At 63.4% G+C, this 14056-nt stretch carries 15 protein-coding genes; 10 read left to right on the forward strand and 5 right to left on the reverse strand.

Annotated elements, in window-relative coordinates; genetic code table 11:
• Positions 1-22: 22 nt before the first annotated feature.
• Together CLV78_RS18895 and CLV78_RS18900 are read left to right on the forward strand one after the other, a co-directional pair.
• The gene (locus CLV78_RS18895) at positions 23-361 is read left to right on the forward strand and encodes a DUF952 domain-containing protein (RefSeq protein ID WP_106207146.1); all 339 of its coding nucleotides are present in this window, start codon (positions 23-25) and stop codon (positions 359-361) included.
• A complete protein-coding gene (locus CLV78_RS18900; protein ID WP_106206955.1) occupies positions 358-1404 on the forward strand; it encodes a quinone-dependent dihydroorotate dehydrogenase in 1047 nt (348 codons plus the stop codon). Before CLV78_RS18895 ends, CLV78_RS18900 begins: the two co-directional genes overlap by 4 nt.
• A 4-nt stretch (positions 1405-1408) precedes the next feature.
• Here the strand turns inward: CLV78_RS18900 and CLV78_RS18905 are convergent, their stop codons facing one another.
• From CLV78_RS18905 to CLV78_RS18915, 3 genes are read right to left on the reverse strand one after another with little or no spacing between them, the layout of a single operon-like run.
• Complete coding sequence (locus tag CLV78_RS18905; RefSeq protein WP_211301037.1) at positions 1409-2731, reverse strand: MATE family efflux transporter; 1323 nt, start codon at positions 2729-2731, stop codon at positions 1409-1411.
• Complete coding sequence (locus CLV78_RS18910) at positions 2724-3230, reverse strand: PaaI family thioesterase (protein ID WP_106206957.1); 507 nt, start codon at positions 3228-3230, stop codon at positions 2724-2726. The genes CLV78_RS18905 and CLV78_RS18910 overlap by 8 nt, the downstream gene beginning before the upstream one ends.
• Complete coding sequence (locus tag CLV78_RS18915; protein WP_106206959.1) at positions 3227-3655, reverse strand: PaaI family thioesterase; 429 nt, start codon at positions 3653-3655, stop codon at positions 3227-3229. Before CLV78_RS18915 ends, CLV78_RS18910 begins: the two co-directional genes overlap by 4 nt.
• A gap of 145 nt (positions 3656-3800) precedes the next feature.
• Here CLV78_RS18915 and CLV78_RS18920 point away from each other — a divergent pair, with 145 nt between their 5' ends.
• The 7 genes from CLV78_RS18920 (at position 3801) to CLV78_RS18950 (ending at position 11015) form a co-directional block, all read left to right on the forward strand.
• Positions 3801-4169, forward strand: a complete 369-nt coding sequence (locus CLV78_RS18920) for a MerR family transcriptional regulator (protein ID WP_106207150.1) — start codon at positions 3801-3803, stop codon at positions 4167-4169.
• Positions 4170-4396: 227 nt separating this feature from the next.
• Complete coding sequence (locus CLV78_RS18925) at positions 4397-4798, forward strand: MerR family transcriptional regulator (RefSeq protein WP_106206961.1); 402 nt, start codon at positions 4397-4399, stop codon at positions 4796-4798.
• 30 nt (positions 4799-4828) lie between these two features.
• On the forward strand, positions 4829-6607 hold the full coding sequence (locus CLV78_RS18930) for an acyl-CoA dehydrogenase C-terminal domain-containing protein (protein WP_106206963.1): 1779 nt from the start codon (positions 4829-4831) through the stop codon (positions 6605-6607).
• Between the two features lie 15 nt (positions 6608-6622).
• Positions 6623-6835 (forward strand): hypothetical protein, encoded by a 213-nt coding sequence (locus tag CLV78_RS18935; protein ID WP_106206965.1) that lies wholly within the window; start codon positions 6623-6625, stop codon positions 6833-6835.
• A 20-nt stretch (positions 6836-6855) separates the two neighbouring features.
• Positions 6856-7494 carry a glutathione S-transferase family protein gene (locus CLV78_RS18940; RefSeq protein ID WP_106206967.1) on the forward strand — a complete coding sequence of 213 codons (639 nt, stop codon included), beginning with the start codon at positions 6856-6858 and terminating at the stop codon, positions 7492-7494.
• A 14-nt stretch (positions 7495-7508) separates the two neighbouring features.
• Entirely contained in the window at positions 7509-8720 is a 1212-nt protein-coding gene (locus CLV78_RS18945) for an acetyl-CoA C-acetyltransferase (protein WP_106206969.1), read from the forward strand.
• 90 nt (positions 8721-8810) lie between these two features.
• On the forward strand, positions 8811-11015 hold the full coding sequence (locus CLV78_RS18950) for a 3-hydroxyacyl-CoA dehydrogenase NAD-binding domain-containing protein (protein ID WP_106206971.1): 2205 nt from the start codon (positions 8811-8813) through the stop codon (positions 11013-11015).
• A gap of 73 nt (positions 11016-11088) precedes the next feature.
• Here the strand turns inward: CLV78_RS18950 and CLV78_RS18955 are convergent, their stop codons facing one another.
• The gene (locus tag CLV78_RS18955) at positions 11089-11766 is read right to left on the reverse strand and encodes a Hint domain-containing protein (RefSeq protein WP_106206973.1); all 678 of its coding nucleotides are present in this window, start codon (positions 11764-11766) and stop codon (positions 11089-11091) included.
• Between the two features lie 288 nt (positions 11767-12054).
• On the opposite strand from CLV78_RS18955, the gene CLV78_RS18960 reads away from it, so the two are divergent.
• Positions 12055-13071 (forward strand): hypothetical protein, encoded by a 1017-nt coding sequence (locus CLV78_RS18960; RefSeq protein ID WP_106206975.1) that lies wholly within the window; start codon positions 12055-12057, stop codon positions 13069-13071.
• 94 nt (positions 13072-13165) lie between these two features.
• Here the strand turns inward: CLV78_RS18960 and CLV78_RS18965 are convergent, their stop codons facing one another.
• A complete protein-coding gene (locus CLV78_RS18965) occupies positions 13166-14044 on the reverse strand; it encodes an SPOR domain-containing protein (protein ID WP_106206977.1) in 879 nt (292 codons plus the stop codon).
• Positions 14045-14056: the final 12 nt, after the last annotated feature.

The following is a 14056-nucleotide window of genomic DNA, read 5'->3' on the forward strand; positions in this document are numbered from 1 at the left end:
CGGTTCCGGGCACATCGCAGGCATGCTTATTTTCAAGATCCTCCGCCGCTCCGAGTGGCAGGCGTTTCGCGCGGCCGGGCAGACGTCCGGCGCTCCGGTCGACCTTGCCGATGGGTTCATCCATTTCTCGACCGCCGCCCAGGTTGCCGAAACGGCCGCGAAGCACTTCGCCGGTGAAAGCGATCTGGTGCTGGTCGCCTTTGATCCCGACGCCCTGGGCGCGGCGCTGAAGTGGGAGCCTTCGCGCGGCGGCGCGCTGTTTCCCCACCTTTACCGGGATCTGCAACTGAGCGAGGTCGTCTGGGACAAGTCCCTGCCGCTCGGTGCCACTGGCCACATCTTCCCGGAGGGCGTGGTGTGAGCTGGCTGGAGCAACTGGGCATGGCGGCTTTCCGGCAAATGGACGCCGAGGCCGCACATGGGCTGGCACTGAAGGCACTCAATTCCGGCCTGACCCGACTTCCGGGACAGATCTCGTCGCCACGGTTGCGGACAACGCTTGCCGGATTTTCGCTTCCCAATCCGGTTGGATTGGCGGCCGGAATGGACAAGAACGCCGTCGCGCTTCATGCCCTGTCGCGCAGCGGCTTCGGGTTTCTCGAGGTCGGGGCCACGACCCCGCGCCCGCAGCCGGGCAATCCGAAACCGCGTCTTTTCCGCCTCAGGGAGGACCGCGCCGCGATCAATCGCTTCGGGTTCAACAACGAGGGCATGGAGGCCATGGCCACGCGCCTGTCCACGCGCCCGGCCGATGCCGTGATCGGCCTGAACCTCGGCGCGAACAAAGACAGCGTCGACCGGTCCGCCGACTTTGCAACCGTGCTTGGCAGTTGCGGGCCGATGCTCGATTTCGCGACCGTCAACGTGTCTTCTCCCAATACCGAGAACCTTCGCGATCTTCAGGGCAAAGCAGCATTGGAGGCGCTCCTGTGCGGCGTGCTGGACGTGCGTGGCGGATTGGAACGCCGCATTCCGATCTTCCTGAAGATAGCCCCGGACCTCGATGAGGGAGAGGTTGCCGACATCGCGGCCGTTGCGGCGAAGGTTCAGATAGACGGCATCATCGCCACGAACACGACGCTAGACCGTGTTGGCCTCAGAAGCGCCAACGCACGGGAAGCCGGCGGGCTGTCCGGCGCACCGCTCTTCGAGAAGTCCACGGCCGTGCTGGCGAGACTGGCCCGTGAGACCGGCGGTGCGATCCCGCTGGTCGGCGTTGGCGGCGTCGCATCAGGCGAACAGGCCTATGCCAAGATCCGGGCCGGTGCCTCTGCGGTGCAGATCTACACCGCGCTGGTCTATGGCGGCATCAGCCTGGTGGAGACCATCGTACGGGATCTGGACAGGCTGCTCGAACGCGACGGGTTCGGCTCCGTCAAGGATGCTGTCGGGGCCGATCTCTGACCGCTCAGGTCGCAGCCCGCTCCAGCGCAGGGTACCGCAACCCCAGCGTTATGCCGCGCGCCGCGAAGGAGATCATCAGCGCGGCCCACAACCCATGGTTTCCGAAGGCCGGCAGAAGCACGGCAAGCGCGGCGGCATAGATGCCGGCCGACAGGACCATCATGTTGCGCATGTCGCGCGATCGGGTCGCCCCGATGAAGATCCCGTCCAGCATCCAGGACGCCACACCGACAAGTGGCGCAGCCACCATCCACGGCAGATAGACCCTCGCCTCCGCGCGCACATCACCGGCGGTGGTCATCAGGTCGATCACCGCACCGCCGCCAAGCGCGAACAACAGCGCCAGCAGCACAACGCAGAGCACACCCCACTGGCTGGTCATCACCGCCCCTTGCCGGAGCCGGCCGGGCAGACGGGCACCCATCGCCTGCGCCACAAGGGCCTCGGCCGCGAAGGCAAATCCATCCAGCGCGAAGGCCGTAACCTCCAGAAATTGCAACAGCACCTGGTTGGCTGCCAGCGTCACGTCACCGAACCCGGCGCCAAAGAACAGGAAGGATACGAAGATCCCCTGCAACAGCAGCGAGCGGATCAGGATGTCCGTATTCACCCTCGCCATGTGGACCAGCCTGCCACGGTCAAAGACCCGAGCCTTGTCCCGCCACGCAGGGTTGCGGAACGCGTCACGGCACAGCCAGAACCCGAGGGCGGCGCCACAGGTCTCCGCGATGACCGTCGCGAGCGCCACGCCTTCAACACCCCAGTCGAAGCCGAGCACAAAGACCAGGTCGAGGACGATATTCAGGGTGTTCATGGCGACCTGGATCACCAGCACCCCGCGCGTCCTTTCCTGGGCAATCAGCCAACCGGTCAGCCCGTAGATGGATATGGCGGCCGGAGCGGACCAGATCCGGATCGACATGTAGTCACGGGCAAGGCTCTCCACCTCGGCGCTGGCAGGAGAGATCAGGAAAGCTCCGGCAAAAATGGGTCCCTGAAGGGCGATGAACACGCCTCCGGCGGCGAAAGCCAGCATCAGGGCACGGCTGAGCAGCGCCGAAACCTCGTCGGAATCGCCGGCACCATGCGCCTGCCCGACCAGACCGGTGATCCCCATCCGCAGGAAGCCCATGACCCAGTAGATGGCCGTCAGAATGATCGCACCTATACCTACCGCGCCGATCGGCGCTGCCTGTCCCATCTGGCCGATGACGCCGGTATCGACGATCCCCAGAATGGGCACCGTGGCATTGGAGAGCACGATGGGAAGTGCAACCGACAGAATCCGCCGGTGCGTGATGGGATCGACCGCCGGAACGTCAGTCACGGGCAGGCATCAGGAAGTGGCCGGTCGCCTGCGCGAAGGGTCGGTTGCGATTGTCCTGCCAGGCCTCGACATGAACGGAAGCATAGCGCCGCCCGGAGCGATTGACACGCGCCCGGGCATAGGCGTCACGCGGCAATCCCGTCCGCAGGTAATCGACGGTGAAGTCGATGGTCTTGGGCTGGCGCGGGATCGAATCGGCCGTGATTGTCGCGGGATCCACTTCGCCACGCTCGATCTCCTCCCAGAGGATGGACCAGCCAAGCCCGATTAGCGACGTCACCTCCAGGAAGGACGCCGTCACGCCCCCATGGAAGGCGGGCAGCACCGGGTTGCCGATGTGGCGGCCCGAAAAGGGCAGGATCGCGGTAAGTTCATCGCCCTTGCGGTCGAACTCGATCCCGAGAAAGGAGATATAGGGAACGCCTTTCACGAGAGCATTCAGCGCCTTGTCCCGCCGTTCCTTGATAACCTGTACAGGCTCCGGTCGCTTCGCAGTCACTTGATCGCCTCCCGCCGTTCGAAGGTGAATGCCCCGACCGCAGAGGCCACGGGCGTTCCGCCGGCCTCATCGGTAGCCGTTGCGCGAATGAAAGCGACGTTGCGGGTGATGTGATAGCATTCCGCCGTGCAGGTGATCGTCTGTCGCGGCTCCGCCGGGCGCATGTAGTCGATTCGCAGGTCGATGGTGGCGGTCACCCCCGTCCCCTCGCGCCGCGACATCACCGCCGCGCCGCTGCAGGTGTCCATCAATGCGCTGACCGCACCGCCGTGGATCACACCCGTGCGCGGGTCGCCAATCAGGGCTTCGTCATAGGGCATCGACAACGTGGCACGCCCATCGCCGAAGTCGACCACTTCCATGCCAAGCGCCGAAGAAAACGGAAGCGCCGAAATGAACTGCCGGGTCGCCTTGAGTTTGTCCATCGGTTCCGGTCTCCTGATGCAGACGCCTGTCTTATCGGTGGCAGCAGCAAGTCGCGCAAGCCCCCAAGCATGTGCAGCAGGGGGGCTTGAACATCGCTCACGCAAACCTTACCCTAAGGTCAAGAGACGACATGGAGTGATCGCCGTGGTCGAGAGCAGGCTTAGTTTCAAGGAAATGTGTGCGAAATTCGAGGTAACGCCGCGAACCCTTCGCTACTACGAATACATCGAACTTCTGCAGCCGGAAAAGGAAGGTCGCACCCGCTGGTATCACCCGCGAGAGGTGGCGCGAATGACCCTGATCCTGCGCGGTCGGCGCTGGGGATTCAGCCTCGAGGAAATCCGCCAATGGCTGCTGATCTACGAAGAACAGGGCGAGCGCCCACAGCTTGATGCGTGGATGGAACTGGCCGACAGCAAGCTCGCCGAACTCCACCGGCAAAAGGCCGAACTCGAGGAAGCGATCCTCGATTTGCAGAAAGCTCGTGACGAGACGGCCCACATACTTACGTGACGCGAACTGCGTCGTGAATCGTGCCAGAACGGCCGAACCAGATGCCGCCATAAAGGCGGCCAGCCCCCTTGAGGACCAGGAATCCTGCCGAGCGGCGTCCGGCATGCGCGGAGGGGGAAAGTATGACGCAGCGTTTCGTTTACGTTCGCGTCAAGCATTGATGTAAGAAGGCCCCGAAAGCGCCAACCGGGGTCACAACCAGGATCCGCATGACGCGGAATAGGAAAATGACCGAAGACAACGTGATGACAATCCGGGAAATGTGCGACACCTTCGAGGTGACGCCCAGGACGCTGCGCTTTTACGAGGCCAAGGAACTGCTGTTCCCGATCCGTCAGGGCACCAAGCGGCTGTTCACACGCCGCGACCGGGCCCGGCTCAAGCTGATTCTGCGTGGCAAGCGGTTCGGCTTCAGCCTAGAGGAGATCCGGCAGCTTCTCGACCTCTACAACCCGAGCGACGAGCAGGGAACCCAGCTTGCCAAGACTTATGAGCTGGCCTGCCAACGTCTGGCGGACATGGAACGACAGCGCGAAGAGCTAGATGAAGCCATCGAAGAGCTTCGAAACCGGCTTGCCTGGGGAGAAGAGCAACTCTCGGCGCTGAAGTCCAAGGAAGCCGCCGAGTAACACCTGATTCCCGAGGGAGGAAACACCGCGATGCCCAGCTACACGGCTCCTGTGAACGACATTCAATTTGTTCTGCACGCACTGCTCAAGGCCAGCGAGCAGGACATTCCCGGCTATGATGAACTGGAGGCGGACTTCACCGCGGCCGTTCTGGAAGAGGCCGGGAAGATTGCCGCGAATGTGATCGGCCCGCTCAATGCGGTCGGCGACAAGGAAGGCTGCGTGCTGGAGAACGGTGTCGTCCGCACCCCCACGGGTTTCAAGGAAGCCTTCGAACAAATGAAGGAGGGCGGCTGGACGGCCCTCGATTGCGACCCCGAATATGGCGGGCAAGGCATGCCGGTCCTGCTCGGCACAGCGGTGGGTGAGCTGTTCTCCGGCGCCAACCAGGCGTTCACGATGTACCAGGGCCTGACCCACGGCGCTTATTCGGCGATCCACGCCCACGGCACCGATGAGCAGAAGGCCAAGTGGCTGCCGAAGATGGTGTCCTGTGAATGGACGGGCACCATGAACCTGACGGAGCCACATTGTGGCACCGATCTCGGGCTCATGCGCACCAAGGCGGTTCCGCAGGAAGACGGCTCCTACAGGATCTCCGGCCAGAAGATCTTCATCTCGGCCGGTGATCACGACATGTCGGAAAACGTCGTGCACCTTGTCCTGGCGAAGATCCCGGGTGGCCCCGAGGGCATCAAGGGCGTGTCGCTCTTCATCGTGCCGAAGTTCCGCGTTGACGATGCCGGAACCATCGGTCCGCGCAACGGTGTTTCCGTCGGCAAGCTCGAAGAGAAAATGGGCATCCACGGCAACTCGACCTGCGTCATGAACTTCGACGAGGCCGAAGGCTATCTGCTCGGCACCGAGCACAAGGGCATGCGCGCGATGTTCACGATGATGAACGAGGCGCGCCTCGGCGTTGCCATGCAGGGCATGGCCCAGGCCGAGGCCGCGTACCAGAACGCGGTGATCTACGCCAAGGACCGTTTGCAGGGACGCGCCGTCACCGGCGCGGAAAACCCCGATGGTCCTGCCGATCCGCTGATCGTGCACCCCGACATCCGCCGCAACCTGATGGATCAGAAGTCCTTCGTGGAAGGCGCGCGGGCCTTCATGCTCTGGGGCGCCAACATGCTCGACAAGTCCCACCGCTCCGGCGACGCCAAGGCAGAGGGCCTGATTTCCCTGCTGACCCCGGTTCTGAAGGGGTTCCTGACCGACAAGGGCCTGGAGATGACCATCCAGGCGCAGCAGGTCTATGGCGGCCACGGCTACATCGAGGAATGGGGCATGTCGCAATTCGTCCGCGACGCGCGCATCACCCAGATCTACGAAGGCGCCAACGGTGTGCAGGCCCTTGATCTTGTCGGTCGCAAGCTGGCCACCGACGGGGGCAAGCATGTCATGGCCTTCTTCGAACTGGTGAAATCCTTCATCAAGGAGAACGGCGAGGACGAGGCGCTGAAGGCCGACTTCCTCGAACCGCTCAAGCAGGCCAGCAAGGATCTTCAGGCCGCCGGCATGTTCTTCATGCAGAACGGGATGAAGAACCCGAATGCCGCGCTTTCGGGCTCCTACGATTTCATGCACCTGTTCGGGCATGTCTGCCTCGGCCTTGTTTGGGCGCAGATGGCGAAGGCAGCGAACGAGGCCTTGGCTTCGGGCGAAGGCGATGCCAGCTTCTATGAAACGAAACTCGCCACGGGTCGCTACTACATGGCCCGCCAATTGCCCGCGACCTCCATGCACCTGGCCCGCATCCAGAGCGGTGCCGACACGGTGATGGCGCTCGACGCGGAGGCCTTCTGATCCGAAAGGACGCACATGCCCAAACGACTGCGGCTCACCCGACGCCTGAACATTGCCCTGAGCGAAGATGCCTATCGCAAGCTTCGCAAGTTCAGTGAGGAGGCGGAGGTCTCGCAGGACGAGGCGCTGTGCTTCCTGTTCGAGAACTTCGGCAGCGTCACAGACGATCAGGCGCTGCCGCACCGCCTCCGGTTGTTCAAGGCCGAGCTGGAGGATCGCAAACGCTGACCGACACCCTGGGAGGGGACATGACCATCAAGCTCTATTGTTTTGGAGAATCCGGACATAGCTACAAGGCGGCATTGGCACTGCAACTGTCGGGACTGGACTGGGAACCGGTCTATGTCGATTTTTTCGGCGGGGAGGCCCGCAGTCCCGAGTTCCGGCAGAATGTGAACGAGATGGGCGAATGCCCGGTGATGGTGGACGAAGAGGTCAGGCTCACACAGTCCGGCGTCATCATGGACTACATCTCGGAGAAGACCGGCAAGTTCGGGGGCGCAACCCGTGAAGACGCCCGCGAAGTCCTGCGCTGGATCCTTTGGGACAACCACAAGCTGTCCAGCCAGGCCGGTATGACCCGGTTCCTGATGAACTTCGTGCCCGAGGACAAGCGCCCGCAGGATGTCATCGCATTCACTCAGGCACGGCTGGGCAATGCCTACGCGATCCTCGACGGCCACCTGGCAGGGCGCGACTGGATTGTCGGGGACGGCATGACCAATGCCGACCTGACCTGCTGCAGCTACCTCTACTACCCAGAGCCCTTCGGCTTCGACCGGACGGCCCACCCGAATATCGACGCCTGGCTGGACCGGATCTCCAACCAGCCCGGATGGAAACACCCCTACGACCTGATGCCCGGCTCCCCCGCGGACCGCGCCTGAGACAAGGACAGATCATGACCGAAGCTTATATCTTTGATGCCGTGCGGTCGCCGCGCGGCAAGGGGCGCAAGGACGGCGCCCTTCATGAAGTGACCGCAGCACGGCTTTCCGCACAGATGCTGAACGCCATCAAGGACCGCAATGGCCTTGACGGGCATTTCGCCGAGGACGTGATTTGGGGCAATGCCACCCAGGTCAAGGAACAGGGCGGGTGCCTCGCACGGACAGCCGTGCTGGCCTCCGACCTGGACGAGCGCATCCCGGGCCTCTCCATCAACCGCTTCTGCGCCTCGGGCATGGAAGCCGTGAATATCGCGGCCAACCAGATCCGTGGCGGCGCCGGCGATGCCTACATCGCCGGTGGGGTCGAGATGATGGGCCGGGTGGCCATGGGGTCCGATGGGGCCGCCATCGCCGTCGACCCCTCGATCGCCATGAACACCTATTTCGTGCCGCAAGGTATCTCCGCGGATATCATCGCGACCGAATACGGTTTCAGCCGCGAGCAGGCAGATGCGCTTGCGGTGGAATCGCAGCGCCGGGCCAAGGCGGCTTGGGACGACAACCGCTTTGCCAGGTCGATCGTTCCGGTTGTCGATCAGAACGGCCTGACCATCCTCGACCATGACGAGTACATGCGTCCGGGCACCGGCCTGGAAGACCTGGCCCGACTCAATGCCTCCTTCGAGCAGATGGGCAAGGTGATGCCCGGTTTCGACAAGGTCGCACAGATGAAGTACCCGCACCTCGCGGAGATCAACCACATCCACCATGCCGGCAACTCCTCCGGCATCGTGGACGGTTCCGCCGCGGTGCTGATCGGCTCCAAGGCCTTTGGCGAAGCCAATGGCCTGACACCCCGCGCCCGCATCAGGGCCACAGCGAAGATCGGGCTCGACCCGACGATCATGCTGACCGGCCCCGTCCCTGTGACCGAAAAGATCCTCGCCGACAGCGGAATGGCAATCTCCGATTTCGACCTGTTCGAGGTCAACGAAGCCTTCGCATCGGTCGTTCTTCGCTTCCAGCAGGCCTTTGACGTCGATCCGGCGCTGGTGAACGTGAACGGCGGCTCCATCGCCATGGGGCACCCGTTGGGTGCAACCGGCGCAATCATAGTCGGGACGCTGCTCGACGAGTTGGAACGTACGGACAAGGAGGTCGGCCTCGCCACACTCTGCGTCGCTTCCGGCATGGGTGCGGCCACGATCATCGAGCGGGTCTGAGCGCCGCTGACGTCACAGGCAGGGCCGAGCAATATGCAGCGGCCGCCTCGGGAACAACGCCCCGACGGGCAAGAACAAGGAATACGCCAGATGAGCGATTTTTCCATGAAGGTCGGCGACGACGGCGTCGCTATCATTACCTGGGACACCCAGGGCAAGTCCATGAACGTGATGAGCATGCAGGGCTTTGCCGATCTCGACGCGCTGATCGACCAGGTCCTGGCCGATGACGCGATAAAGGGCGCGGTCATCACTTCGGGCAAGGAAGGCTCCTTTGCCGGTGGAATGGATCTGAACATCATCGCCAAGATGAAGGAAATGGCCGGTGACAACCCAGCCAAGGGCCTGTTTGACGGTGTGATGGGCATGCACGCGATCCTGCGGAAGATCGAGCGCGCCGGCATGGATCCCAAGACCAACAAGGGCGGAAAGCCGATTGCCTGCGCCCTGCCCGGCACCGCGCTTGGCATCGGGCTGGAAATCCCGCTGGCCTGCCACCGGATTTTTGCGGCCGACAACCCCAAGGCCAAGATCGGTCTGCCCGAAATCCTGGTCGGCATTTTCCCCGGCGCCGGCGGAACGACCCGTTTGTCCCGCAAGCTGGGCGCAATGGGCGCCTCCCCGCTGCTGTTGGAAGGCAAGCTGAACGATCCGAAGAAAGCCAAGGCCGCAGGCGTAGTCGACGAGGTCGTGTCCCCAGAGGCGCTGCTCGACACGGCGCGCGAATGGGTGCTCAGCAATCCAAAGATCGTCAAGCCCTGGGACGAGAAGGGCGAGAAGATCCCCGGCGGCGCCCCGTATCATCCGGCAGGCTTCATGACCTATGTCGGCGCCTCCGCGATGGTGAATGCAAAGACACAGGGGGTCTATCCCGCCGCCAAGGCGTTGCTCTCCGCCGTCTATGAAGGTGCGCAGGTCGATTTCGACACCGCGATCCGTATCGAGTGCCGCTGGTTCGTCAACGTGCTGATGAACCCGTCTTCTTCGGCAATGATCCGGTCGCTGTTCATCAACAAGGAAGCGCTGGAGAAAGGGGCCAACCGCCCGGCCGTGGAGGACCAGACCGTCAGGAAAGTCGGCGTCCTGGGCGCTGGAATGATGGGGGCCGGCATTGCCCTGGTGTCTGCACAGGCTGGCATTGAAGTCGTCTTGCTCGACCAGAGCCAGGAGGCCGCCGACAAGGGCAAGGCCTATACCGAGACCTTCGCCGACAAGGGGATCAAGCGCGGCAAGACCACGCCGGAGAAGAAGCAGGCGTTGCTCGACCGGATCACCGCGACCAGCGACTACGGTGCACTCAAGGGATGCGACCTGATCATCGAGGCGGTTTTCGAGGATGTTGGCGTGAAGGCCGAGGTCACGAGAAAAGTCGAAGAAGTCGTCGGCGCGGACTGCATCTTCGCCACCAACACCTCGACCCTGCCGATCACCGAACTTGCCAAGGCCAGCCAGCGCCCAGAGCAGTTCATCGGCATCCACTTCTTCTCTCCGGTAGAGAAGATGCTGCTGGTGGAGATCATCAAAGGGGCCGAAACAGGCGACCGCGCGGTGGCCAAGTCGCTCGACTACGTGCGCCAGATCCGCAAGACGCCGATCGTGGTCAATGACGAGCGGTTCTTCTACGCCAACCGCTGCATCATTCCCTACATCAACGAGGGGATCCGGATGGTGGCCGAAGGCGTCGAGCCCGCGTTGATCGAAAATGCGGCGAAACTTGTCGGCATGCCGCTCGGGCCGTTGCAACTCACCGATGAAACCTCCGTGGATCTTGGAGTGAAGATCGCGAAGGCAACGAAGGCGGCGATGGGCGATGCCTATCCGGAGAGTGGCGCCGATGACGTGCTGTTCTGGCTGTTCGACGAAGGGCGCCTTGGCCGCAAGTCCAACGCCGGCTTCTACGAGTACGACGAGAAGGGCAAGCGGACCGGCCTTTGGACGGGGTTAGCCGAGAAGTTCCCGGTGGCCGACGAGCAACCGGACCTGATCGAGGTGCAGCACCGCCTGCTCTTCGTCCAGACGCTGGAAGCCGTCCGCGCGCTTGAGGAAGGTGTGCTGGAAGACATTCGCGAAGGCGACGTCGGTGCCATCCTCGGCTGGGGCTTCGCACCGTGGTCGGGCGGCCCGTTCAGCTGGCTTGATATCCTCGGCACGCCCTACGCGGCCGAACGCACTGCCAAACTGGCCGAGACCTATGGCGAGCGGTTCGCGACACCTGCGCTGCTAAAGGAGATGGGCGACAAGGGGCAGAGCTTCTATGGCCGTTTCGGCCCAAAGGCTTCGGCTGACGCGGCCTGATCTTCAGCCATTACAAAACAAGCAAGGCGCGCCGGATCGGCGCGCTTTCATTTGTTGGGGATCAGGCCCCGGCTCAGGACAAATGGGCGGGTCGAGTCCCGGTATGGGTCTGCGCAAAGGAGCTGTCAGCGAAGTCCAGCCCCGCGACCACCGAATTGGCATCTTCGGCAGAGAGCACTGGGTAGCGCGTATTCGGCTCTGCCCACATCGCCTCTTCCACGGTTGCCGGCATGGCGATCTCGGCGGCTTCACAAATCGCTAGCGCGTTTCCTTCGATGAAGATCACCTGGTCCTGCTCGAAGCCAAGTGTGACCACGACGACGGCCTCCTCAGGAAGCACACGCCGCACACCCTGGGCTCCATCGAGCCGCATCGCCTGCACGGGTGCAAAGGGATCGCCGAGCAACTCCTCTGCAAGGTCGCTTTCGATCACCAGCGCCTGACCTGCCAGCGTCAGCAGGGGGCGGCGGTTTCCGATCATTCCGGCGGGAACGGACAGCAGCGGACGCACCGAAGCACGCGCCTTCTGGTTCATCGGATAGAGGCGGCGCGTCACACCCTTCACAACCTGCACACCGTCGTCGAAGGTCAGGACCTCGTCGCCGACGCAAAGCGCCTCGACCGGCCGCCAGCCGGTCGTGGTTGCGACGAGGGTGCCAGCAACAAGCCCACATTCCGGCGCCAGAGGCTGCGGTCCGGTGTCTTCACGGCTGTCACGCATCCCTACGGCCTCGGCTATCCAGTCCAGCATCGGTTCGTTCCCTGTCCCAACCGGGCTTTCCCGGCTTCATGGTTAACCAAGACGTAACGAACGGACCGGAATTCGGGCAAAAGGAGACTTAATTGAGGCAATGTCCCGAATTTGGGAACAATAAGACACATGGAGCTGTTGTGTTTCCAGTTTCGACGCGGATTTCGCACCCTTCGGACAACTCCCTCTCGGAATTGCGACAGAACCGGGCCGGGTCTGCACGCGATTCCCGCAATTGTTCCCGTGCGGAAGCTGGACTATCCTTGCTGAAACGAGGCGGAGCAGCCCATGACCGCGCTGAAACAGTTTTCCCGGCTGGAATGCCCGGGCGTCTGGCGCCCGTCTCCGGACGAGCAGCGCCGCGACGTCATCGTATCCTTTGGCGATACTTCGCTCGTGATCTCCGACAAGACCGGAAAAGCCCTGAGCCACTGGTCGCTCGCGGCCGCGGTGAGGATCAACCGGACCGAGACTCCAGCCATCTACACGCCCTCCGCTGAAGGCACTGAAACGCTTGAGATCGATGACGAGACCATGGTCGACGCCATCGACACCGTGCGCAATGCCATCCTGAAGTCGCGCCCCCGGAGAGGGCGGTTGCGTCTCCTACTTCTGTCCGGGGCGCTGGTCGCACTGGTTTCCGCAGCAGTCTTTTGGCTGCCCGGCGCCCTTGTTCGGCATACCCTGTCGGTTGTGCCTGAACCCACCCGGACAGAGATCGGTACAGAGCTTTTCCGGGCCATCGGCCGGGTTTCCGGAAGTCCCTGTCGCTCGCCGCGCGGCGACACAGCGCTGGCTCGTCTGCACGCACGGCTACTGGCGCCCGGGAAGGGAGGCTTGCTGATCCTCCCCGCCGGAGTGGCCGATACGGTCTCTCTGCCCGGCGGCCTCATGCTGCTCGACCGCTCGCTGGTGGAGGACCATGAAAGCCCCGACGTTGTTGCCGGCTATATTCTGGCCGAGTCCCAGCGGGCCGCGGAACGCGATCCGCTTCAGTCGCTGCTGGAGGCTGCGGGTCCGCTGGATACGCTCCGGCTGCTGACCACGGGACACCTGCCCGACGATACGATCAAGGCCTACGCGGAGACGCTTGCGGCAACCGCCCCGGCTCCGGTCTCTGAATCCGCCCTGCTGGAACGCTTCGCCAGTGCGCGCGTCACCTCGACACCCTATGCCTATGCGCGCGATGTCACGGGCGAGAGCACCCTGGGATTGATCGAGGCCGACCCGATGCGCGGCGGCGATGCCCAGACCGTGCTCGATGACGGGAACTGGGTGGCACTCCAGGGAATCTGCGGGCGGTGACGCCCCCAAAACGGCGCCGCCCCGACCGGTGTGACCGATCGGGGCGGTAGCCTGGATGAGACCTGCTTCGGGTTCTCGCTCTTCTTCTTGTTGATTACTTCCTCAGGAACGCATCGTCGAACCCCGACTTGCGCGCCTTGCGGAGAGCCCGGTGGCTCTCTGCCTCGCTTTCGAACGGCCCCGCAAGTACAATTTGCAGGGTCTCCCCGCCACGTTTCACATTCATCGCACGGACCGGAAATCCAAGCCGGTGCACCTGCGTCGCGGCCGTTTTCGCGTTAGCGCTCCGCGCGTAGCTGCCGACCTGAACGTAGATCTGTCCGGCGGCGTCCTGCTTCTGCGCCTTGGCTGCGCTGCGCGACTTGGTGGAGACACGATAGGAGTTCGGCATGACCGCAACATGCACTGGTGATTTCGGATCGACCAGCCGACGCGGGACCTCCTGCGTCCAGATCCGGTTCATCGCCGCGCGACCGGTGGCAGTCCGTTCACCCCGGTTGGGATTCAGCCGCCCGTCCTCAAAGGCGTATTTGAACCCCGCTGGCGGCTTCGGCATCGCGTAAACCTTCGGACCGGTCGATTGTGGCACGACCCGCTTCACGGTTGATGTCGTCGCCGGCTGGGCCGCCGTCCTCTGCCGCGACGTGCCAGAGGTCGTCGATCGTGCGGGCGCAGGCACGATCACAACCGGCGCTGGCGTGGGGGCAGTTTCAACTGCGGTTGCCGCGCGAAAGGTCGGCGTTTGCCCGCAGACCGGCTTGCGATCGCGGGTCACGCGCGGCACCCAGGTCACGTTGCCACCGATGCCGCCGCGCACATAGACACACCCGGCATTGTCGACAAACTGAGACCCGGCAAAGCTGGAAGGTGGGGTGTTCACCGGCGCCCCGACCGTGCGGATGGACTTCGCCTGCGCAGTCCCTGCGGCGATGACAGTCGCCAGCAGAGCCACCGAGATGACCCGGATCTTCATGGCATTCCCTAC

The sequence above is a fragment of the Aliiruegeria haliotis genome (assembly GCF_003003255.1).
In the GTDB taxonomy this organism is placed as follows: domain Bacteria; phylum Pseudomonadota; class Alphaproteobacteria; order Rhodobacterales; family Rhodobacteraceae; genus Tropicimonas; species Tropicimonas haliotis.

Bases quoted from the DNA above. Each gene is read 5' to 3' on its own strand.
- CLV78_RS18895 (WP_106207146.1), top strand. From the start codon at position 23: ATGCTTATTTTCAAGATCCTCCGCCGCTCCGAGTGGCAGGCGTTTCGC.
- CLV78_RS18915 (WP_106206959.1), bottom strand. From the start codon at position 3,655: ATGGACAAACTCAAGGCGACCCGGCAGTTCATTTCGGCGCTTCCGTTT.
- CLV78_RS18925 (WP_106206961.1), top strand. From the start codon at position 4,397: ATGACCGAAGACAACGTGATGACAATCCGGGAAATGTGCGACACCTTC.
- CLV78_RS18930 (WP_106206963.1), top strand. From the start codon at position 4,829: ATGCCCAGCTACACGGCTCCTGTGAACGACATTCAATTTGTTCTGCAC.
- CLV78_RS18935 (WP_106206965.1), top strand. From the start codon at position 6,623: ATGCCCAAACGACTGCGGCTCACCCGACGCCTGAACATTGCCCTGAGC.
- CLV78_RS18940 (WP_106206967.1), top strand. From the start codon at position 6,856: ATGACCATCAAGCTCTATTGTTTTGGAGAATCCGGACATAGCTACAAG.
- CLV78_RS18945 (WP_106206969.1), top strand. From the start codon at position 7,509: ATGACCGAAGCTTATATCTTTGATGCCGTGCGGTCGCCGCGCGGCAAG.
- CLV78_RS18950 (WP_106206971.1), top strand. From the start codon at position 8,811: ATGAGCGATTTTTCCATGAAGGTCGGCGACGACGGCGTCGCTATCATT.
- CLV78_RS18955 (WP_106206973.1), bottom strand. From the start codon at position 11,766: ATGCTGGACTGGATAGCCGAGGCCGTAGGGATGCGTGACAGCCGTGAA.
- CLV78_RS18960 (WP_106206975.1), top strand. From the start codon at position 12,055: ATGACCGCGCTGAAACAGTTTTCCCGGCTGGAATGCCCGGGCGTCTGG.
- CLV78_RS18965 (WP_106206977.1), bottom strand. From the start codon at position 14,044: ATGAAGATCCGGGTCATCTCGGTGGCTCTGCTGGCGACTGTCATCGCC.